The sequence below is a fragment of the Pseudomonas sp. TNT2022 ID1044 genome, from assembly GCF_028656895.1.
In the GTDB taxonomy this organism is placed as follows: Bacteria; Pseudomonadota; Gammaproteobacteria; order Pseudomonadales; family Pseudomonadaceae; genus Aquipseudomonas; species Aquipseudomonas reinekei.
Genome location: NZ_JAMDHB010000022.1, coordinates 192958 through 213748, shown reverse-complemented (window position 1 = coordinate 213748; position 20791 = coordinate 192958). Strand labels below are relative to the sequence as shown.

Here is a 20791-nt window from a genome sequence, read left to right as displayed (position 1 = left end):
TTAGCTCAGCCCTTGAGCTTCTCGGCAATCCAGATGGTGTGGCGGGTGCCCTTGTTGCCGTGGGCGAAGACCTGCACTTCTTCGGCCTTGAACCCGGCTTTTTTCAGTTTGTCGGAAAACTGCCGGTCTGCGCTGGCCGACCAGACCGCCAGCACGCCTTTGGGCCGCAGGGCCTTGGCGCAGGCGCTGAGGCCGCCGGCGGAGTAGAGCCAGCTATTGGCTCGTTGGGTCAGGCCTTCGGGGCCGTTGTCGACGTCGAGCATGATCGCGTCGAAGCCCTGTGGCTCGGCTTGCAACACCTTGGCCACGTCCTCCATGCGGATGACCGTGCGCGGGTCCTGCAGCGGGTTTCCGGCTTTTTCACCCAAGGGCCCACGGTTCCATTCCACCACGCCCGGCACCAGTTCGGCGACCACCACTTCGGCGGTCTTGCCCAGGTGCTTGAGTGCCGAGGCGAGGGTGAAACCCATGCCCAGGCCACCAATCAACACCCGAGAATTCGGACGACCGGCGACCTTGCGGCAGGGGATCTCGGCCAGGGCATCTTCGGAGCCGTGCATGCGCGTGTTCATCAACTGCCCGCCGTCGCCGCCCTGGATCTTGATGACGAAATCCTCGCCATACTCGAACAGGCACAAGGCGCCGCCGTTTTCGGGAATGGGGGCGGTATCGAGTAGAACGAAACGTTTCATGGGGCTCACTTGAGGAAAAATGGCAGCACAGGGGGAAGGCAAATCGACGCAGTTGGGAGTAGCCTGCAACAGACCACAAGGCCAACGGAGCCATTGATGAAGCGCACCATTCTAACGGTCATTGCCATGGCCGCGCTCTCGATTACTGCAGTGCAGGCCCAACAGCTGCAATCCCTTCCCGTCAGCCCCGCACCCATGCCTGGTTCACCGGGGACCGCGACGCCTACGCCGTATCCGCAAATCAGCCCGGCACCCTTGCCCAAGGTCGGTCCCGGCAGCGGCGGCCCGCCGTTGGTGCCCATTGAAAGACCGAGCCCGCCCACCAAGGACCAGCCGTTACCGGGTGTTGAACCTGACCCGCCGAAAGCCAAATCGCCCGGTGGTTAGACCTGCTGCGTAAGCAATTGCCCGTCAGCCATGCGCAGGCGTCTGGAAAGCGCGACGGCGAGGGCGCGGATGATCTTGGCGGCGATTTTCGGTGCGTCGTTGAGCATTTTTTCCAGTGAGTCCTTGCCCAGGTTGAGCAACTGGCAGTTGCTCGCCGCCACGCAACTGGCCGAACGCCGTTCACCATCGAGCACGGCCATTTCGCCGAACGAGCGACCACTGCGCAAGGTGGCAATGGTCACCTGCTGGCCGTCACTGGTGGTCTTCTGCACGGCCACCTGGCCGGTGTGGATGATGCACATGAAACTGCCGGCATCACCCTCGTGGAAAATCTCTTCGCCCTGGGCAATGGTGCTGATGCTGAAGTAGCCCGAAGCTGCGGCAAAGTCCGCTGGCAGCAGCTGGTCGAACAGGCCGCAGTCCATCAGCCAGTCGCGGATTTCGTTGTTCAGGAAGGTTGGTTCTGACATGTCGTGCGGTCTTTTTTGTTGTGTCTGATGGCGGCTTTTTGAGTATCCCCAATCCCACAGGGATCTTCGTTGTATCGGGTCCGGTGTACTGGTCTTGAGACCGGTTCATCGGGCCAAGTTCCTCAGGCAACGCCCAAAACCTTGAACAAAAATGCATATTCGAGCGCTACGTCACGCAATCCCTGATACCGGCCGCTCATCCCGCCATGCCCGGCGCCGAGTTCGGTCTTGAGCAGCAGGGGATGGGTGTCGGTTTTGGCAGTGCGCAATTTCGCCACCCACTTGGCCGCTTCCCAATACTGCACGCGACTGTCGTTGTAGCCGGCAATGACCAGCATGGCCGGATAGGCTTGCGCCTTGACGTTTTCGTAGGGGGCGTAGGCCTTGAGCCGCTCGTAGACGTCTGGCTCCTGCGGGTTGCCCCACTCGTCGTATTCGGTGACGGTCAGCGGCAGGTCCGGGTCGAGCATGGTGTTGAGCACGTCGACGAACGGCACTTCGGCAATCGCCGCACCGAACAGCTCCGGGCGCTGGTTGAGCACCGCGCCGATCAACAGGCCGCCTGCGCTGCCACCGCTGATCGCCAGTTGTGGCGCGCTGGTGAAGCCGTTCGCAATCAGGTGCTCGGCGCAGGCAATAAAGTCGCTGAAAGTGTTTTGCTTGTGTTCCTGTTTGCCGGCGCGATACCAGGCCTCACCCAACTCGCCGCCACCGCGAACGTGGGCAATCGCGAACGCCATGCCGCGATCGAGCAGGCTCAGGCGCGCGTGGGAGAACCACGGGTCGAGGCTTTCGCCATAGGCGCCGTAGCCGTACAGATACAGTGGCACAGGTTTGCCGAGGGCTTCGCGCTTGATCACCAGGCTGATCGGTACCTGCGTGCTGTCGGGCGCGGTGGCCCACAGGCGCTGGCTGACGTAGGCGTCGGCATCGAACGGACCGAGCACCGGGGTTTGCTTGAGCACTTGCTGTTCGCCGTTGCTCAGTTGCAATTGGCGGATCTGTGCCGGACGGTTCAGCGCTTCATAGCGCAGGCGAATCCGCTCACTGGCGAACTCCAGCGTGTTCTGCACATGCAGGCTGTACGCCGCGTCCGGCAGTTGCACGCGGTAGCTCGGCAAATCCTGTGGGTGAACTTCGATGATCGGCAGCCCACCTTCACGCAGGCTCAGGGTCATGGCGCCGGCGTTCAGACTCATGCCGTCGATCATCACCGTGTCGCTGTGCGGGATCAGAATTTTCCATTGCGCCTCGATCGGCGCCACGCCGGTATCGACAGCGGTGTACAGGGCGAAGTTGATGCCGTCGCGGTTGGTGCGGATGAACCAGGTCCATTGGCCGTCGAGTGCGCCGTGGTCGACGTCGTACTCGTGGTCTTCGACCCTGGGCGCGATACAGGAAAAGGCTTGTTGCGGCTGGTTGGCGTCGAGCACCCAGACTTCGCTGGTGGTCTTGCTGCCCACGGACAGCAGCAGTTGTTGCTCGGAGCTTGCGCGGTAGCAATGCATGAAGAAGCGGCCGTCCGGCTCGTGGAACACTTCTTCGGCCGCCGTGCCGTCCAGGCGATAGCGATACAGCTTGTGCGGGCGGTGGGTGTCGTCCAGCTCGCCAAAGAACAGCGTCAGGCTGTCGTTGGCCCAGGTCATGCTGCCGTCGCAGTCCTGGAACTCCAGTTCGCTGACACGTCCGTCGGACAGTTCCTTCACGAACAGCGTGTAAATCTCATCGCCCGTGGAGTCAATGCTGTAGGCCAGGCGCTGGTGGTCCGGGCTGATGCTGAACGCCCCGAGGGAAAAGAAGCCACCGTTGGCCAGCACGTTCGGGTCCAGCAGCAGTTGTTCCCGGCTTTCGTCGAGGGTCAGGCTGTCGTCGGCCGGACGCGGGCAGCGGTAATGGCGGGCGTATTCATCGCCTGCCATGGTGCGCGTGTAATACAAGTACGGCCCCCAGGGCGAGGGCAGGGACAGGTCGGTTTCGAGAATCCGGCCCTTGATTTCCTCGAACAGGGTTTCACGCAGCGCGGCCTGATCGGCGGTTTGCGCTTGCTGGTAGCTGTTTTCAGCCTTGAGGTAGTCGAGCACGGCCTCGGTGTCGCGCTCCTGCAGCCAGGCATACGGGTCGGAGCCTTCGGCCTTGTGGGCGATCGGGGCGTCGCAAATGTTGGCGGATATGGACATGGAGGGCTCTCGAACAATTTACGGAATATAGGGTTTCGTAGAAAACAGGCCAGTCTTGAAGCCAGCAGAGACTCTGTGGGAGTGCCGGCAGGCATTGGTGCAGCCTGATGGGCGAAAAGCCGTTATCATAAGCGCCTCTTTGCTTGCCTTGCCATGGACACCATGACCGAGAACGACTATCTGATCGCTTGGGGCCTCTACGCCTTTGCCGCTTTGGGCTGCCTGTTGGTGTGGATGCGCATTACCCGCTGGATGTGGCGCTGGCTGCGTGAACCGCTGCGGGTGCTGGTGGCGGTGCTGCTGTTCAGCCCGACGATCATTGACCCGGTCAAGGAAAAGGTCGCCCCGGCCATTGCCATTACTGCCCTGGACCTGCTGTTCAAGGTCGGCAACAACGCCTGGCGGGCCATTTCCGATCTGTTCATGTACGGCATGATCGCGTTCGGCATTTACCTGGTTTTCGTGGCCATCCGCTTCCCCCTCGAACGCGCCGCCAACGCCCGCAAGGAACAGGCCGCCGCCGCCAAGGCCGCTGCCCGTGCCGACGATACGGAGGCAGAGGATCATCCTTTTGGTGGTGCCGGCGATGATCGCTACGGCCGTCCGCCGGTACCGAGCAATCCCCAGCGTATGCGGGTCGAACCTCGTCTTTAACCATGCCCCCTGCCATTGAGCGAGAGTCCGAGCATGTGTGAGTTATTGGGCATGAGCGCCAATGTCCCGACCGACATCGTGTTCAGCTTTACCGGGCTGATGCAGCGTGGCGGGCGTACCGGTCCGCACCGTGACGGCTGGGGTATCGCCTTCTACGAAGGTCGCGGTTTGCGCCTGTTCCAGGACCCGGCGGCGAGTTGTGAGTCGGAAGTGGCCAATCTGGTGCAGCGCTACCCGATCAAGAGCGAAGTGGTGATCGGGCATATCCGCCAGGCCAACGTCGGCAAGGTCTGCCTGTCCAACACCCACCCGTTCGTCCGTGAACTGTGGGGCCGCAACTGGTGTTTCGCCCATAACGGGCAGTTGGCGGACTTTCAGCCGACGGCCAGTTTCTATCGTCCCGTGGGCGATACCGACAGCGAAGCGGCGTTTTGCGATTTGCTCAACCGCGTGCGTGCGGCGTTTCCCGAGCCGGTCGAGGTCGAAGAACTGCTGCCGGATCTGGTGGCCGCTTGCGCCGAATACCGTAGCAAAGGCGTGTTCAACTGCCTGCTCAGCGATGGCGACTGGCTGTTCTGCTATTGCTCGACCAAGCTGGCGCAGATCACCCGTCGTGCGCCGTTCGGCCCGGCCCGCTTGAAGGATGTCGATGTGATCGTCGACTTTCAGGCTGAAACCACACCCAACGACGTGGTGACAGTGATCGCCACCGAACCGTTGACCGAAAATGAAACCTGGACCCGTTACGAACCGGGTCAATGGAGCCTGTGGCGACGCGGTGAATGCGTCAGTCAGGGCCAGACCTCATAAGGATCTACTGCCCATGTTGCTCAGTTATCTACGGCTGGTGTTGTTCGCGGCGGGACTGTTGATCGGTGTCCAGGTGCCGGGGTTCATCAGCGATTACGCCAAGCGGGTCGAAGCGCACCTGATTGAAGCGCAGACCGGCTTGAGTGGATTCCAGAACACCGCCAATCAGTTTTTCAAGGGCGATATGCAGGCCCTGGTGGCGCATTATCGCGCCAGTGAAGACCCGATCTTTCGCAGCGATGCCGACAGCCTGAGCAACCTGCTGACCCGTCAGGTCGCGCTGGATAAACAGTTCCAGGCGATGCAAGGCCCGTGGTACATCCGGTTCCTGCAAGTGGTGCTGGCGGCCGACCCGGACATCCGCAAGGAAACCTGGAATGGCTACAGCTACCAGATCCTGCTGACCCCGGAGGCGATGATTTGGGGCATGAGCGGCGCGTTGCTGCTGTCGTTCGGGATTGAGTGCCTGTTCCGGCTGATCGACTGGGTGGTGCTGGGCGGCAAGCGCCTGCGCCAGAGCCGGCCGATTGAAGAGCGGGATTTGCGCGGGCTGTAAAAATCAACCTGTAGGAGCTGGCTTGCCAGCGATCCGGGGCGATGCGGTGGGGCAGACAGGACGCCATCGCTGGCAAGCCAGCTCCTACAGGGGCTTCAGCGATTCAGGGTGATGTAGTGTTCGCCCACCTTCAACGCATATTCCTCCAGCACCTGCTGACACAACGCCACAATCTCTTCGACCCACTCCACGCCCACGCGCCACGACACCACCACCTGCAAATCCGGTGGCCGTTGCTCGATGTCGAGCAAGGTCAATTCCCCGCGCGCCAGTTCCTCGGCCACCAGCACCGGCGGCAACGCGCCAATCCCAAAACCGTCACGCAACAACCGGGTAATCGCCGACACCGAATTCACGCAGTTCAGTCGCGGTGCTGCCACGCCATTGGCCTGCATCAAGGCGAGCACTTCCTGATGCGGGTGGGAGTTTTTCGAATAGGTGATGATCCGTTCGTTCGCCAGGTCGGCGATGCCCGAATACGCGCGGTTGTAGAGGGCGTTGCTGGCCACGATCCAGCCCATCGGATGGCTCGCCAGTTCGAGGCTGCGCACGCTTTCCTGGCGTAGCAGGTCGGTTTGCAGGATGACATCGAGAAAGCCCTTTTGCAGCTGATCGCAGAGGTTCAGCGAGGTATCGGCCACCAGCTCGATTTCCACCAGCGGGTAGTGATCGGTCATCTGCGCCACCAACGGGCTGAGCCAGGTGTGGATGACCGTGTCCATCACACCGATGCGTATGCGCCCGGCCTTGCTCGAACGGGTCTCGATCGACTGCTTGAGCGCCTGCATGGTGTCCATCATCTGCTCGGCGTAATCGAGCACTTTCAAGCCTTCGGGCGTCAGGCTCACGCCGCGTGAGTCACGCAGAAACAGCTTCACCCCCAGCTCGCTTTCCAGCACGGCGATGCGGCTGGAAATCGACGCCTGGGTGGTGAAGAGCTTGTCGGCGGTCAGGCGAAAACTCTTGAGTCGGGCGACCCAGACAAAGGTCTCGAGGAACTTCAGGTTCATGGGATAAAGATTTCTTATGCCTAAGACGGGTTTTTATTAGTTGGACGCCGCAGGGATGGGCGCACAAAAATCTGCGCCATCCGGTTCCCACGATAGGCGTCGTAGGGGCTCAGAACAATACCAATAAAATCAGCGCGGAGATTTGCCATGAGTGCGCCCGACACTACCGCCATCCCGAAAGCCCCGGCCCGCCCGGGACCTTTCGACTGGTATCGCAACATCAATCAGCAGGAGCGTCGCACCTTCTGGAGCTGCAAGATCGGTTATGGCCTGGACGGCATGGACACCCAGATGCTCAGCTTCGTGGTGCCGACCCTGACCGAGTTGTTCCCTACACGCATTCGCGGTTCCGGCCAGGGCTTCTGCTACAACATCGGCCGGGCGCTGGCGGCGTTGTTCCCGCTGCTGATCGGCCTGCTGAGCCAGACTGTGCCACTGAGTGTGGGCATCGGTGCCTTCGCGGCGGTGTCCTACGGCGTGGTGATTCTGGCGGCGTTGAGCCTGCCGGAAACCCGTGGCAAACAACTCGACGCCCAGTAACTGATAATCTGTGGGCGTGTCATACGGATATGTCCCACAGTCGAAAAGAATAAAGCCTACAGGAGTGTTCACCGTGAGCGGCCTGCTATTGAACTGCGACATCGGCGAGAGCTTCGGCAACTGGACCATGGGTCTGGACGCCGAAGTCATGCCTTTGATCGATTGCGCCAACATCGCCTGCGGCTTTCACGCCGGCGATCCGAGCATCATGCGCAAGACCGTCAGCCTCGCGCTCAGCCACGGCGTACAAATCGGCGCCCATCCGGCGTATCAGGACCTCGTGGGGTTCGGCCGGCGTTCCATGGCCTACGCGACCCAGGAACTGCAGGACATTTTGCATTACCAGATTGGCGCGCTCGACGGCATCTGCCGGGCTCAGGGCGGGCGGGTCAGCTACGTCAAACCCCACGGCGCGATGTACAACGACATGATGGCCAACCCGGCGCAATTGCGTGCCGTGCTGCAAGCGGTGGCGTCCTATGACCGCGACCTGCCACTGATGTTGATGGCGACCAGGGACAACAGCGCCGCGCAGCAGTTGGGTGATGAGTATGGCGTGACCCTGTGGTTCGAAGCCTTCGCCGACCGTGCCTACGACAGCGCCGGCATGCTGGTTTCGCGACAACTGCCGGGGGCGGTGCATCACGATCCGGAAAAAATCATCGAGCAGGCGCTGACCATTGCCCGTGGCGCCCCCCTCACCGCTAGCGACGGCAGTGCCTTGCATTTGCAGGCCAACACCCTCTGCGTACACGGCGACAACGCCAGTTCGGTGGCCGCCGTACAACGCATCCGCCAAGCCCTGAACCAGCAGAGCACGTCATGAAACTGCGGGTGGAAGTGGTCGCGCTGGATTGCCTGATGGTGCGCCTGTTCGATGAAATCGCCGAAGCCAACATGCCGTGGATGCTCGCGGCCAGCGAAAGTCTGCGGGCTGCGTTTGCCGGGCACTTGATCGATCTGGTGCCGTCCTACACGACGTTGATGGTGCATTACGATCTGACCGCATTGAGTCCGGCCCAAGCCCGCGAGTTGATCGCCCACGCGTTGATTGATCTGTCGCCCAATGCGCGGGCACGCGGCACCTGCCACGTGCTGCCGGTGTGGTACGACGTGAGCGTCGGCCCCGAGTTGAGCCTGTTGGCGCAACGCAGCGGGTTGGCGGTGGAGGAGGTGATCCGACGCCACAGCGAGCGTGAATATCAGGTGTTCGCCCTGGGCTTTGCGCCGGGCTTCGCCTTTATGGGGTTGGTAGAAGAAGTGCTGGCCGCACCGCGCTTGAACACCCCGCGCAAGAAAGTCGCCGCCGGCAGTGTCGGCATCGCCGAGCGACAAACCGCAGCCTATCCGGTGGTATCGCCGGGCGGCTGGAACCTGATCGGCAGAACGCCGGCCAAATTGTTCGACCGCAACCGTGACGGCTACAGCTTGATGCAACCGGGTGACACCGTGCGCTTTGAAGCTGTCGGTCATGCCGAGTTCATCAATCTGGGCGGTGACGACACGCCACTGGAGGCCCAGGCATGAGCCGTTTGACGATTGAGGCGAGTACGCCGCTGTGCCTGTTGCAGGATGCCGGGCGTTTTGGCGTGCGGCATCTGGGCGTGACCCAGGGCGGCTCGGCTGATTGGCGTTCGATGTCGTGGGCCAATTGGTTGCTGGGCAATAGCCTGGATGCGGCGGTGATCGAAATCACCCTTGGCGGGTTTACTGTAGTGGCCAATGACGAATGCGTGCTGGCGCTGGCCGGGGCCGATCTTGGCGCGCTAGTGGACGGCGAACCGTTGGCACCGTGGCGCAGCTTCAGGCTACAAAAGGGGCAGCGTTTGCAATTCACCCAACCGTTGCTAGGTGCGCGTGCCTATCTGGCGGCACCGGGTGGCTTCGATGCGCCGAAAGTGTTGGGCAGTGCTGCGACGGTAGTCCGTGAAGAGCTCGGCGGGCTGGATGGCATGGGGCGTGCGCTGAGCCAAGGCGCGAACTTGGGTTATTCGGGCAACTCCGTGATGCTGCTGCGGGAATTGACCGCAGACCAGCGGCCGGACCTGAACCTCAATGCACCGCTGGATTTGGTCCTCGGTGCACAGATAGGTGAATTCAGCGGGCAGAGCCTGTTCGATGCGTTCAACAGCGTGTGGAGCCTCGACAGCCGCGCCGACCGCATGGGCATTCGTCTGTTGGGCACGGCTTTGCAGTACCAGGGCAAGCCGATGATCTCCGAAGGCATTCCGCTGGGGGCCGTTCAGGTACCACCGGATGGGCAGCCGATTGTGCTGCTCAATGATCGGCAGACCATCGGCGGATATCCGCGGTTGGGGGCGTTGACGCCGTTGGCGCTGGCGCGATTGGCGCAGTGTTTGCCGGGGGCGAAGGTGCGGTTGCGGCCGGTGGTGCAGGACGTGGCGTATCGCGAACAGGTCGAATATCTACAGCGCTTTTAATTGTGGCGAGGGAGCTTGCTCCCGCTGGACTGCGAAGCATTCCCGTTTTTTCGAGAAAAGGGGTCGCTTCGCAACCCAGCGGGAGCAAGCTCCCTCGCCACAGGTTCAGTGTGTTATTTGGACAAAAATCGCATCCCTTCCTCCAACCCGCGAAGGGTCAGCGGATACATCTGGTCGTCAATCAAGTCCCGCACAATATTGGTCGACGAGGTATAGCCCCAAGTGTCCTTCGGATACGGGTTGATCCAGATGAGCTTCTTGTACTTCTCCTTGAACCGCTGCATCCACACATAACCGGCTTCTTCGTTCCAGTGCTCGACACTGCCGCCCGCCTGGGTGATTTCATACGGCGCCATCGCGGCATCGCCGATGAAGATCACTTTGTAGTCGGCGCCGTACTTGTGCAGCAGGTCTTGGGTCGAAGTGCGCTCGGAAGTGCGGCGCATGTTGTTTTTCCACACCGATTCATAAATGAAGTTGTGGAAGTAGAAGTACTCCAGATGCTTGAACTCGGTCTTGCAGGCCGAGAACAGCTCTTCGCAGATCTTCACGTGCGCGTCCATCGAACCGCCGATGTCGAACAGCAGCAACAACTTGACCGTGTTGCGCCGCTCCGGTCGCATCTGGATGTTCAGCAGCCCTGCGTCCTTGGCGGTGTGGTCGATGGTGCCATCGATGTCCAGTTCTTCCGCCGCACCCTGACGGGCGAATTTGCGCAAGCGCCGCAGGGCGACCTTGATGTTGCGCGTACCCAGCTCGACCGAGTCGTCGAGGTTCTTGTATTCACGCTGATCCCAGACCTTGGCCGCCTTACCCTGGCGCTTGCCGGCGTCGCCGACCCGAATGCCTTCCGGGTTGAAGCCGCCGGAACCGAACGGACTGGTGCCGCCGGTGCCGATCCACTTGTTGCCGCCCGCGTGGCGTTCCTTCTGTTCTTCCAGGCGTTTCTTGAACTCTTCGATCAGCTTGTCCAGGCCACCGAGGGACTGGATCGCCGCGCGCTCTTCATCGGTCAGGGAACGCTCGAATTCCTTGCGCAGCCAGTCTTCGGGAATCAAGGCCTGCAAGTGATCGTCGAGTTTTTCCAGGCCATTGAAGTAGGCACCGAAGGCGCGGTCGAACTTGTCGAAATGCTTTTCGTCCTTGACCAGAATCGCCCGGGACAAGTAGTAAAACTCATCCATGTCGGCGAAGGTCACGCGCTGTTTCAGCGCGTTGATCAGGTCCAGCAACTCTCGCACCGAGACCGGTACCTTGGCTGCGCGCATTTCATTGAAGAGGTTGAGCAACATGGGTTGACGCCTGTTTAGTAGTGCTTAGCGGCTGCCGCGACGACTCATGAACGCCAGACGTTCAAGCAGTTGCACGTCCTGTTCGTTTTTCACCAGCGCACCGGCCAGTGGCGGGATGGCTTTGGTCGGATCGCGTTCACGCAGCACGGCTTCGCCGATGTTGTCGGCCATCAACAGCTTCAGCCAGTCCACCAGCTCGGAGGTCGAAGGCTTTTTCTTCAGGCCCGGCACTTTGCGCACGTCGAAGAACACGTCCAGCGCTTCGCTGACCAGGTCTTTCTTGATGTCCGGGTAGTGCACGTCGACGATTTTTTGCAGGGTGGTGCGGTCCGGGAAGGCGATGTAGTGGAAGAAGCAGCGACGCAGGAAGGCGTCCGGCAGCTCTTTTTCGTTGTTGGAGGTGATGATGATGATCGGACGCTTCTTGGCCTTGATGGTCTCGTCGATCTCGTAAACGTAGAACTCCATCTTGTCGAGTTCTTGCAGCAGGTCGTTAGGGAACTCGATGTCGGCCTTGTCGATTTCGTCGATCAGCAGGATCACCCGCTCTTCGGACTCGAAGGCTTCCCAGAGCTTGCCCTTTTTCAGGTAGTTGCGCACGTCGTGGACTTTTTCGTTGCCCAGCTGCGAGTCGCGAAGGCGGCTGACCGCGTCGTACTCGTACAGGCCCTGATGGGCCTTGGTGGTGGACTTGATGTGCCAGGTGATCAGTTTGGCGCCAAAGGATTCGGCCAGTTGCTCGGCGAGCATGGTCTTGCCGGTGCCCGGTTCGCCCTTGACCAGCAACGGCCGCTCCAGGGTGATGGCGGCGTTGACCGCGAGCTTCAGGTCATCGGTGGCGACGTAGGCCTGGGTGCCTTCGAACTTCATCTGCTAATCCTCGAACGGTAACGCCGACCTGAGCGAGGCAGGGCGGGGCGCAATAAAATAGTCAACCCCGACTATAACGCGCTGCCCGGTCGACTGTGAACGCAGACGACTTATTCAGTCTCTGAATGGGGCGTCACATCTTGACTTGGTTTCGACGTGTGGCCAGTATTGAGCTATCGCCATATTGGCGATAGCTTGCGAAGCATGTCTACTAAATACCGATTTCGAGATACGTATCGCATTCAGTTGCGGGAGAAGGATCATCCGCCGCCCCATGTTCATCTGATCGGTGGCGGGCTGGATGTCATGGTAAGCCTGGAAACCGTCGAGGTGATTGTGGGCAAGGCACCGCCGCTGATTATCAAAGAGGCGCTGGCGTGGGTCAGGGCTCATCAGGCGCAATTGCTGGAGGATTGGAAACGATGTTACCCATGAAACGACCACGGTTGTCGGCGGTGCAGGTGTTAGCGGATTACCGAATGGCCCTGACCTTCATTGATGGTCAGCAATTGATACTGGATTTGAGCCACGACTTGCAGGCCTTTCCGGGGTTGCAGCCGTTGCAGGGACGTGGGTTCGAGCAGGCCGAGCTCGGGGATGACGGCTGGTGCGTTGAATGGCCTGAGCTGGACATCCAGATCGGCGCCGATACCTTGTATCTGGATGCACTCGCGCAAAACGCATCCGACGAAAATACCCGCATATTCATCGACTGGCGTGCACGCACCGGGTTGCCACTCAATCAGGCCGCCGAGGCATTGGGCGTCAGCACCCGCAGCATCACTCGCTACAGCAGCGGTCGGGAACCTGTGCCACGCTCATTGGCTCTGGCCTGTCTCGGCTGGGACTTCCTGCAACTGCAAGCGAAATCGCCAAGAGCAGCCGAAGAGACCGGGCGGTACACCGTCACGCGTAAACGTTAACCGGCATCCGGCTTCGGCCGCTCATACCGTGCATTGAATGCCTGGATGAAACCATTGCGTAAAATCTGCAAAAACGCTTCGAATGCGTTGATATTTTGCTGGTGTACGCTGCCACTGAGTTCAACCCGCGTGGCGAACTGGTTTTTGCCCTGATTTTTCAACACAGTCTCAGAGCCGCCGACGATGGCCTCCCAAATGGAGCGGAACAGGCCTTTGTCTTTGTTTTCCACGTCCTGCTGCCAGTTGAACACGTCGACGTCTTTCAACAGCGGCTTGATATAGCCGGTCAGTCTGGCCTTTTTTGCCTGGGCTTCGATGACTACATCGCCATGGCCTGCATTGAAATCGAATTTTCCGTACGCCGAGGCGAAGTCGTTCATGCGTTTGAGCTCGATATCCCTGGCCCGCAAGCGGAACTGGAAATCTTCGAAATTGCTCAGCGGGTCAAACGTTGCGGTGGTTTCCAGCGGCGCATGCCCCAGCAGCAGCGCCTTGCCTTCGAAGCGGGCATCGCGTTTGCCTTCGGTGTCGGCCACGTTGGTCAGGTTGAAAATGCTGGCGTCGACATTTGTGGCATTCATGTTCACCGGTGGCTTTGAGTTGAAGTTGCGAAAAGTGATTTTGCCATCGCTGATTCGCACCTCGTTCAGGGTGATCGGCAGCAGTTTGCCCAGTTGCGCCCGCCAGTCGGTGCCCTGACCGGTCTGGGAGTTCTGTTTGTTGGCGCCGCCGTCGACGAAGTTCACTTCGGGTTTGACGAACTGGACTTCGGCGACCACGGCATGGTCGTACCAGAGCGAATGCCAGCTGACGGAGAGGTCGATCAACGGCGCGTTGACGAACGGAACCGGAACCTTGCCGTCGACCTTGACGATTTTCAGCCCGTTGATCTTGTAGGCCCCCCGCCACAGGGCCAGGTCTACATCGGTTATCTGGCCACGGTAATCGCCCATGTCCGCCAACCTGTCGTTCAGGTAGTCGCGCACCAGGTAGGGCAGGGCAAAGTGCAGGGCAATGAGTAGCACAACGAGACCGGTGAGGGTCCACAGTGGCCAGCTGTATCGACGTTTCATGGCGGCAAATCTCTGGCGATCTAAAGCCATTGACTGCGCTGACCTGCGGACGTTCGACCTGACTGGACGCCTACCGGCAAGAGGCTTACCTTGATGCCCTATTTCAATGCTGTCGTTAAGGACCCAGCCATGAGCCGTATTTTCGCTGACAACGCCCATTCCATCGGCAATACGCCGCTGGTGCAGATCAACCGTATTGCTCCCCGTGGTGTGACCATCCTGGCCAAGATCGAGGGGCGAAACCCCGGCTATTCGGTCAAGTGCCGCATCGGCGCCAATATGATCTGGGATGCCGAAAGCACCGGCAAACTCAAGCCGGGCATGACCATTGTCGAACCGACCTCCGGCAATACCGGCATCGGCCTGGCCTTCGTTGCCGCCGCGCGGGGCTACAAACTGATGCTGACCATGCCTTCTTCCATGAGCATCGAGCGCCGCAAGGTGCTCAAGGCACTGGGGGCGGAGCTGGTGCTGACCGAGCCGGCCAAGGGCATGAAGGGCGCCATTGAAAAGGCTGGGGAAATCGTTGCGAGCGATCCTTCCACCTACTTCATGCCGGCGCAGTTCGACAACCCGGCAAACCCGGCCATTCACGAAAAAACCACCGGTCCGGAAATCTGGAACGACACCGATGGCGCGGTGGATGTTCTGGTGGCAGGTGTCGGAACCGGTGGAACCATTACCGGTGTGTCGCGGTATATCAAGAATACCCAGGGCAAACCGATTCTCTCGGTGGCGGTCGAGCCCGTCGTATCGCCGGTAATCACCCAAGCGCTGGCCGGTCAGGAAATCAAGCCGAGCCCGCACAAGATCCAGGGTATCGGTGCCGGTTTTGTGCCCAAGAACCTCGACTTGTCGATTGTCGATCGCGTGGAGCTGGTCAGCGACGAAGAATCCAAGGCCATGGCCCTGCGTTTGATGCAGGAAGAAGGCATTTTGTGCGGTATCTCCTGCGGCGCGGCGATGGCGGTGGCGGTGCGGTTGGCCGAAACCCCGGAAATGCAGGGTAAAACCATCGTGGTGATCCTGCCTGACTCCGGCGAGCGCTATTTGTCGAGCATGCTGTTCAGCGATCTGTTTACCGAGCAGGAGAACCAGCAGTAAACCGCCGCGTCCGGCTGATGGTGGAGGAGGAGCAAAAGCCTTCTCCATCAAGGCGGATTGCCGTCAGCCGGCGTTCAGGCCCTTCGTGCTAATAAGTGCTTTGTTGCACATTCGTTAACACTGATTGTTGGCCCAGGCGGGTTTTTCCCTTGGTGGGTACTGTTTATCATGCCGGTTGCAACGTCGGGTAAATGGCGTTGTGCAACGTGTTTATTGCCAAGGAGTTGTTGATGACCTTTTCTTTTGCCGCGAAGGCGTCGTTGTTGCTGCTGTTTCTGGGCAGTACCCTCTATGTGCATTTACGTGGCAAGGCGCGTTTGCCGGTCCTGCGCCAGTTCGTCAACCACTCGGCACTGTTTGCCCCCTATAACGCCTTGATGTACCTGTTCTCCAGCGTGCCTTCCAAACCTTATCTGGACCGCGACAGGTTTCCCGAACTGGACGTGCTCAAGCACAATTGGCAAGCCATTCGCGACGAAGCGATGCACCTGTTCGACGAGGGCTACATCCGCGCCGCCGAGAAAAACAACGACGCCGGTTTTGGCTCGTTTTTCAAGAAAGGCTGGAAGCGTTTCTATCTCAAGTGGTACGACAAACCATTGCCCTCAGCAGAACTGCTGTGCCCGAAAACCGTGGAGCTGGTCAACAGCATTCCCAACGTCAAGGGCGCGATGTTTGCGCTCCTGCCAGGCGGCAGTCACCTCAACCCGCATCGCGACCCGTTCGCCGGCTCCCTGCGTTATCACCTGGGCCTGTCCACCCCCAATTCCGACGATTGCCGGATCTTCGTCGACGGCCAGGAATACGCCTGGCGTGACGGAGAAGACGTGATGTTCGACGAGACCTATGTGCACTGGGTCAAGAACGAAACCGACCATACCCGGGTCATCCTGTTCTGCGATATCGAACGGCCGTTGAGCAATCGCTTGATGACTCGCATCAACCGTTCGATCAGCGCTTTCCTGGGCAGCGCCACCGCACCGCAAAACCTCGATGATGAACGTGTGGGCGGCATCAATCAGGCTTACGCCTGGAGCAAGAACTCCAGTGATAAAGTCAGCGGTGCCGTCAAACAGTGGAAACGTGGTAATCCAAAGGCTTACCGAGTGCTGCGGCCTGTGTTGGCTGTGCTGGTATTGGCGTTGTTGGGGTATTGGTTGTTCGGGTGATGGTCTGCATAAAAAAACCGCTCTCTTGGAGCGGTGAACAACCGTTTTACTTGTTCAGCGCATGTTCAGCCCGCACCGAATTCATGAACGCCTGCATTGCCGACGACTGAATGCGATGGCGGCGGGTGATCAGGCCGTACGGTGGCAACCGTGCTTCGAACTTGATGGGCAACACTGCCAGCAGGTCACGACCGGGATAATCCTCGACCACCGACACCGGCGTGACGCCCAGCATGTCGGTCTGTTGTATCAATGAAAGCAGGGTCATGATCGACGTGGTTTCGACGATGCTGCTGGGGATGTCGACACGGGCGTTGTGGAACACCTGATTGATGATCGCGCGCATCGGACTGGGTTGTTGTTGCAGCACCCACGTCATGTTCTGCAACTCTGCCCAACCCAGATTTTTCTCTTGTGCCAGCGGATTTTTCGCACCCGCGATTACGCACAGTTCTTCTTCACCGAGGCTGTCGAACAGCAGTTCTTCAGCCCGCGCGCCGGGGGGAATCCGCCCCAGCACGATGTCCAGTTGATCCTGCAGCAGTGCCTGTACCAGCACGTCGCTGGTATCGACCTGGATGCTCATGGACAAGCGCGGATGGCTCTGTTTCAACGTGGCAATGGTGCGGGTCAACAGCCCCGAAGCCAATGCCGGAATGGCACCGACCGCGACCCGCCCAAGGTTGCCCGATTGGAGCGCCACCAGCTCTTCGCGCATGCCGCTGAGTTCGGCGAACACCATGCGTGCGTAGTAGATGACGGTTTCACCAAATGGCGTGGAGCGCATGCCCCGGGGCAGGCGTTCGAAAAGCTCGACACCGAGCAAATCCTCGGCCTCGTGCAACATCTTGGTCGCCGCCGGCTGGGTCATGCCGATGTGGTCAGCGGCGCGCCGCAACGAACCGAATTCCTCCAGCGCCAGCATCAGCCGCAGTTGGCGTAGACGCAGTCGACTGTGGATTACATTGGCATCTGGAATTCGGGACATGGGCCGTACTCGCAATAAAGACTGCGGCAAGCCTGACAACAAATGTCAGGCCTTGCCAGCATTGCCGTGTCACAGCACCGATTTTGGTTTGGCGACGTGAGGTTTACGCAAGCCCAGCAGCGCACCCAGCGCCTTGGAAATCAACGGCCAGAACAGCATCAGCAGCGCCGCCGTGGTCAGGCAGCCCACCAGTGGGTTGGACCAGAAAATGCTCAGGTGCCCGTCAGAGAACAGCATCGACTGACGGAACGCATCTTCAGCCTTGTCCCCCAAAACGGCCGCCAGCACCAGTGGCGCAATCGGGTAGCCGAGTTTCTTGAACAGATAACCCAGCGCACCGAAGCCCAGCATCAACACCACGTCGAAGAACGAGTTGTGCACCGAGTACGCGCCGATGGCGCAGACCATGATGATGATGGGCGCGATGATCGAGAACGGAATGCGCAGGATCGAAGCGAACAGCGGCACGGTGGCCAACACCACGATCAGGCTGACCACGTTGCCCAGGTACATGCTGGCGATCAGGCCCCAGACAAAATCGTGTTGCTCGACGAACAACGTCGGCCCAGGATGCAGGCCCCAGATCATCAGGCCACCGAGCATCACAGCGGCCGTGGCGGACCCCGGAATGCCCAGGGTCAGCATCGGCAGCAGTGCGCTGGTGCCGGCGGCGTGGTCGGCGGTTTCCGGGGCGATCACGCCTTCGATTTCGCCTTTGCCAAAGTTGTCGCGGTTTTTCGAAAAGCGCCGCGCCAGGCTGTAGCTCATGAACGATGCGGCCGTCGGGCCACCAGGCGTGATACCCATCCAGCAACCGACCAGGGTGCTGCGCACAATCGTCCACCAGTAGCGCGGCAGTTTTGCCCAGGTGCGCAAAATCACCATCGGCGTAATCCGCGCGTGCTCACCACGGAACACCAGGCCTTCTTCTACGGTGCAGAGGATTTCGCCGATGCCGAACAGGCCGATCACCGCGACTTCAAAACTGATCCCGGTCATCAGGATTGGCTGGTCGAACGTCAGGCGCAGGTTGCCCGACACAGTGTCCATGCCGACTGCCGCCATGGCGAAACCGATCATCATCGCCACCACGGTTTTCAACGGCGGGTTCTTGCTCATGCCAATGAAGGTGCAGAACGCCAACAGGTACACCGCGAAGAACTCCGGCGAACTGAAGGACATGGCGAACGCGGCGATTTTTGTCGACAGGAACGTCAGCAACAACACCCCGCACAAGGCACCGATCAGTGCCGAGCTGAACGCCGCGGTCAACGCTTCGGCAGCGCGGCCTTCGCGGGCCATCGGGTAGCCGTCAAACGTCGTCGCCACCGATGAGGGCTCACCGGGTATGTTGAACAGGATCGAGGTGATGGAGCCGCCAAACAGCGCGCCCCAGTACATGCACGACAGCAGGATGATCGCCGACACCGGCGACATGGTGAACGTCAGTGGCAGCAACAGCGCCACGCCGTTGGGGGCGCCAAGGCCGGGCAGGACGCCGACCAGAATGCCCAGCAGCACGCCGATCACCATCAGGCCGATGTGGCCCGGGGTCAGGATCAGGTTCATGCCTTGCAACAGGGAATCGAATTCGCTCATTTGAAAGTTCTCCCGGCCAGGGCAATCCAGTCGCCCATCGGGCCGGCATCCAGCGGGACCTTGAACCACAGCGCGAAGATCAGGTAGCTGGCGAGTACCGCGCCGAGGGATACGCTGCCGATCATCAATTTGCCGTACGGTTTTGCACGGACCTTGTCACGCCACATGAACCACGCGATGAAGCACGCCGAGGCGACGTAGATGCCGGTGAACGGCATTGCGCCGACGAACAGGGCGATGGGCACGAACACCGATATCACTTGCCTGAACGCACTGCGGCTGACGAATGCAACGCTCAGGGCTTGCCAGCGCACCGCGGTCAACACCGCGTTGGCGACGCTCGCGGCGCTCAACATCAAACCGATGTAGAAGGGGAAGTAACCCGGTTCAGGGCCGGCATCGCCCCAGCCGATGCCTTGTTCGATACTGCCGTACATCACCACCGCGCCGAGCAGTGCGGTGAAGACCGTCAGGCCGAGCTCGACCCAACGGGTGCCGACCAGCGCCGGTGAATCCGAAGAATGGGACATCAAACACCTCCAGCAGGTGACGGCCGCCCGTGGGCGAGCGGCCCTGGCAACTTCAGTTTTTCAGCCAGCCGGCTTCCTTGAACACCGGAGTGACGCGGGCGGTGTCTTTTTCGATGTAGGCAGTCAGCGGTTCGCCTTCGAGGAAGGTTGGCACCAGCGCGTTTTGCTTCACGTAGGCCTTGAACTCATCGGACTGCGTGACTTTGCGCATCAGCTCGACATAAAACGCCCGTTGTTCGGCGCTGATATCGCCGGGCATGAACACGGTGCGCGGGAAGCGATATTGGTCGATACCCAGGCCTTGTTCGTGGCAGGTCGGTACGTCGGCCCAGGATTTATCGCCAGCGACCTTCTCGGTGTAGCTCATGCGTTCCTGACTGAACACACAGAGCGGCTCGACCTGGTCGCCACGCCATTGGCTGATGCTTTCGCTGGGGTTGTTGACGTTGGCGGCGATGTGTTTGCCGGCCAGTTGCGTCGCGGCTTCACTGCCGCTCTTGAACGGGATGTACACCAGTTTGCTGTTGTTGGTCTGGTTGAGCAGCAGGGTCAGGGTCTGGTCGACGTCCTTGGACTGGCTGCCACCCATGCGCAGTTTCGATGGATCGGCCTTGACCGCCTCGTAGAAGCTTTTCGCGTCTTTCCACGGCGCGCCTTTGTAACTCCAGAGGATGAAGTCGTCCTCGGCCACGGCGGCAATCGGTGTCAGCTCCTGCCATTGGTAACCGAGCTTGGACACCAGCGGTAACAGGTAGATGTTGTTGGTGCCGATCACCAGTTTCTCGGCATCGCCCTTGTTCATTTTCATGTCGAGGAACGCTTCGGCGCCGTTGCCGCCGCCCTTGTTGAGGACGATGGTATTGACGTCGAGCAGCTTGTGGGTGGTGATGATTGACTGGATCAGGCGACCGAGTTGGTCGGTTCCGCCACCGGGGCCGCCGGCGACAACGATTTCAACGTTCTTGTCCGGTTGCCAGGCGGCCTGAGCGAGCGCGGGAAGGGCACCGGCGGCGATCAGGCTGCTGCCAAGAACCAGACGGGAAGTGCGACGGACGAATGCATTTCGCATGATGGAAGAGCCTCGTTTTTGTAGTTGTTATGAGTGACTTGTCTGCGCTGTGAAGCCGCAAGCCTGGCCTGAGTGTGGGAAGAGGCGGTCGCCGCGTCTAGTCAAAACAATACATACACCGATAGCCTGGGGTTATAGCTCGTAGTCGGGAAAACCGTGGATATTGCTCAGAGACCTGCGCTAGAGCTTTTCCCGAAACAAGTCGAAATAGATAGAGGTGGGTGAAAGCCCAGTGAAAGCAGCCTGTGCCATAACCCGAAGCTATCACCTGATTTCAAGTTTTGATTAGACGGTTATCACCGGGCCTTCGATAGTACTCATAACGTCGTGAGAAACGCGGCACAGACTCAACCCTGTAGGAGCCGGCTTGCTGGCGATTGCGGTGTGTCAGGCGCTATCAATGTTGATTGATGCGCCGCCATCGCCCGCAAGCCGGC

Annotated in this window: 22 protein-coding genes and 1 pseudogene; 12 read left to right on the top strand and 11 right to left on the bottom strand. The window is 60.1% G+C overall.

Translation table 11 applies throughout. The features are described 5' to 3' along the window. Nucleotides 1-5: 5 nt before the first annotated feature. Complete coding sequence (locus tag M5G20_RS23295) at nt 6-692, bottom strand: spermidine synthase (protein WP_150704637.1); 687 nt, start codon at nt 690-692, stop codon at nt 6-8. Between the two features lie 96 nt (nt 693-788). Between M5G20_RS23295 and M5G20_RS23290 the strand changes: the two genes are divergently transcribed. Beyond that, complete coding sequence (locus M5G20_RS23290) at nt 789-1079, top strand: hypothetical protein (protein WP_273921079.1); 291 nt, start codon at nt 789-791, stop codon at nt 1077-1079. Here the strand turns inward: M5G20_RS23290 and M5G20_RS23285 are convergent. Further along, nucleotides 1076-1549, bottom strand: a complete 474-nt coding sequence (locus M5G20_RS23285) for a cyclic nucleotide-binding domain-containing protein (protein WP_273921078.1) — start codon at nt 1547-1549, stop codon at nt 1076-1078. The genes M5G20_RS23290 and M5G20_RS23285 overlap by 4 nt on opposite strands. A 122-nt stretch (nt 1550-1671) precedes the next feature. Then, nucleotides 1672-3726, bottom strand: coding sequence for a S9 family peptidase (locus tag M5G20_RS23280; RefSeq protein ID WP_273921077.1), 2055 nt, complete (start codon nt 3724-3726; stop codon nt 1672-1674). Nucleotides 3727-3879: 153 nt separating this feature from the next. Between M5G20_RS23280 and M5G20_RS23275 the strand changes: the two genes are divergently transcribed. From M5G20_RS23275 to M5G20_RS23265, 3 genes are read left to right on the top strand one after another with little or no spacing between them, the layout of a single operon-like run. Beyond that, entirely contained in the window at nt 3880-4380 is a 501-nt protein-coding gene (locus M5G20_RS23275; RefSeq protein ID WP_273921075.1) for an MFS transporter, read from the top strand. Nucleotides 4381-4413: 33 nt separating this feature from the next. Next, nucleotides 4414-5190: a class II glutamine amidotransferase gene (locus M5G20_RS23270; RefSeq protein ID WP_075947469.1), complete on the top strand. Its 777-nt coding sequence runs from the start codon at nt 4414-4416 to the stop codon at nt 5188-5190. 13 nt (nt 5191-5203) lie between these two features. Then, the gene (locus tag M5G20_RS23265) at nt 5204-5746 is read left to right on the top strand and encodes a DUF2937 family protein (protein ID WP_273921074.1); all 543 of its coding nucleotides are present in this window, start codon (nt 5204-5206) and stop codon (nt 5744-5746) included. A gap of 95 nt (nt 5747-5841) precedes the next feature. On the opposite strand, the gene M5G20_RS23260 is transcribed toward M5G20_RS23265, so the two are convergent. Beyond that, the gene (locus M5G20_RS23260) at nt 5842-6756 is read right to left on the bottom strand and encodes a LysR family transcriptional regulator (RefSeq protein ID WP_273921073.1); all 915 of its coding nucleotides are present in this window, start codon (nt 6754-6756) and stop codon (nt 5842-5844) included. Between the two features lie 315 nt (nt 6757-7071). On the opposite strand from M5G20_RS23260, the pseudogene M5G20_RS23255 reads away from it, so the two are divergent. The 4 genes and pseudogenes from M5G20_RS23255 to M5G20_RS23240 all read left to right on the top strand — a co-directional run. Next, nucleotides 7072-7296, top strand: a pseudogene (locus tag M5G20_RS23255) (MFS transporter); the annotation flags it as partial. A 73-nt stretch (nt 7297-7369) separates the two neighbouring features. Next, nucleotides 7370-8122 carry a 5-oxoprolinase subunit PxpA gene (locus M5G20_RS23250; RefSeq protein ID WP_273921072.1) on the top strand — a complete coding sequence of 251 codons (753 nt, stop codon included), beginning with the start codon at nt 7370-7372 and terminating at the stop codon, nt 8120-8122. After that, nucleotides 8119-8823 (top strand): 5-oxoprolinase subunit PxpB, encoded by a 705-nt coding sequence (pxpB, locus tag M5G20_RS23245; protein WP_212625482.1) that lies wholly within the window; start codon nt 8119-8121, stop codon nt 8821-8823. The genes M5G20_RS23250 and pxpB overlap by 4 nt, the downstream gene beginning before the upstream one ends. Continuing rightward, on the top strand, nt 8820-9737 hold the full coding sequence (locus M5G20_RS23240) for a biotin-dependent carboxyltransferase family protein (RefSeq protein ID WP_273921071.1): 918 nt from the start codon (nt 8820-8822) through the stop codon (nt 9735-9737). Before pxpB ends, M5G20_RS23240 begins: the two co-directional genes overlap by 4 nt. A 113-nt stretch (nt 9738-9850) precedes the next feature. On the opposite strand, the gene M5G20_RS23235 is transcribed toward M5G20_RS23240, so the two are convergent. Together M5G20_RS23235 and M5G20_RS23230 are read right to left on the bottom strand one after the other, a co-directional pair. Next, nucleotides 9851-11029: a vWA domain-containing protein gene (locus M5G20_RS23235; RefSeq protein ID WP_075947462.1), complete on the bottom strand. Its 1179-nt coding sequence runs from the start codon at nt 11027-11029 to the stop codon at nt 9851-9853. 24 nt (nt 11030-11053) lie between these two features. After that, nucleotides 11054-11899, bottom strand: coding sequence for an AAA family ATPase (locus M5G20_RS23230; protein ID WP_025110627.1), 846 nt, complete (start codon nt 11897-11899; stop codon nt 11054-11056). Nucleotides 11900-12103: 204 nt separating this feature from the next. Here M5G20_RS23230 and M5G20_RS23225 point away from each other — a divergent pair, with 204 nt between their 5' ends. Both M5G20_RS23225 and M5G20_RS23220 read left to right on the top strand, forming a co-directional pair. After that, a complete protein-coding gene (locus M5G20_RS23225) occupies nt 12104-12334 on the top strand; it encodes a DUF4160 domain-containing protein (protein WP_273921069.1) in 231 nt (76 codons plus the stop codon). Beyond that, complete coding sequence (locus M5G20_RS23220; RefSeq protein WP_273921068.1) at nt 12322-12822, top strand: DUF2442 domain-containing protein; 501 nt, start codon at nt 12322-12324, stop codon at nt 12820-12822. The genes M5G20_RS23225 and M5G20_RS23220 overlap by 13 nt, the downstream gene beginning before the upstream one ends. Here M5G20_RS23220 and M5G20_RS23215 read toward each other — a convergent pair. Further along, the gene (locus M5G20_RS23215) at nt 12819-13925 is read right to left on the bottom strand and encodes a DUF748 domain-containing protein (RefSeq protein ID WP_443218320.1); all 1107 of its coding nucleotides are present in this window, start codon (nt 13923-13925) and stop codon (nt 12819-12821) included. The two genes, M5G20_RS23220 and M5G20_RS23215, sit on opposite strands and share 4 nt — an antisense overlap. Nucleotides 13926-14024: 99 nt before the next feature. Here M5G20_RS23215 and cysK point away from each other — a divergent pair, with 99 nt between their 5' ends. Together cysK and M5G20_RS23205 are read left to right on the top strand one after the other, a co-directional pair. Further along, nucleotides 14025-14999: a cysteine synthase A gene (gene cysK, locus M5G20_RS23210; protein ID WP_150732297.1), complete on the top strand. Its 975-nt coding sequence runs from the start codon at nt 14025-14027 to the stop codon at nt 14997-14999. 230 nt (nt 15000-15229) lie between these two features. Beyond that, complete coding sequence (locus M5G20_RS23205) at nt 15230-16168, top strand: aspartyl/asparaginyl beta-hydroxylase domain-containing protein (RefSeq protein WP_273921066.1); 939 nt, start codon at nt 15230-15232, stop codon at nt 16166-16168. A 46-nt stretch (nt 16169-16214) separates the two neighbouring features. Here M5G20_RS23205 and M5G20_RS23200 read toward each other — a convergent pair whose 3' ends face one another. From M5G20_RS23200 to M5G20_RS23185, 4 genes are all read right to left on the bottom strand, one after another. Then, entirely contained in the window at nt 16215-17156 is a 942-nt protein-coding gene (locus M5G20_RS23200; protein ID WP_273921064.1) for a LysR family transcriptional regulator, read from the bottom strand. A 69-nt stretch (nt 17157-17225) separates the two neighbouring features. Next, the gene (locus tag M5G20_RS23195; protein ID WP_075947458.1) at nt 17226-18755 is read right to left on the bottom strand and encodes a tripartite tricarboxylate transporter permease; all 1530 of its coding nucleotides are present in this window, start codon (nt 18753-18755) and stop codon (nt 17226-17228) included. Beyond that, nucleotides 18752-19285, bottom strand: coding sequence for a tripartite tricarboxylate transporter TctB family protein (locus M5G20_RS23190; protein WP_273921063.1), 534 nt, complete (start codon nt 19283-19285; stop codon nt 18752-18754). The genes M5G20_RS23195 and M5G20_RS23190 overlap by 4 nt, the downstream gene beginning before the upstream one ends. A gap of 52 nt (nt 19286-19337) precedes the next feature. Next, on the bottom strand, nt 19338-20354 hold the full coding sequence (locus M5G20_RS23185; RefSeq protein ID WP_273921061.1) for a Bug family tripartite tricarboxylate transporter substrate binding protein: 1017 nt from the start codon (nt 20352-20354) through the stop codon (nt 19338-19340). Between the last annotated feature and the right edge of the window lie 437 nt (nt 20355-20791).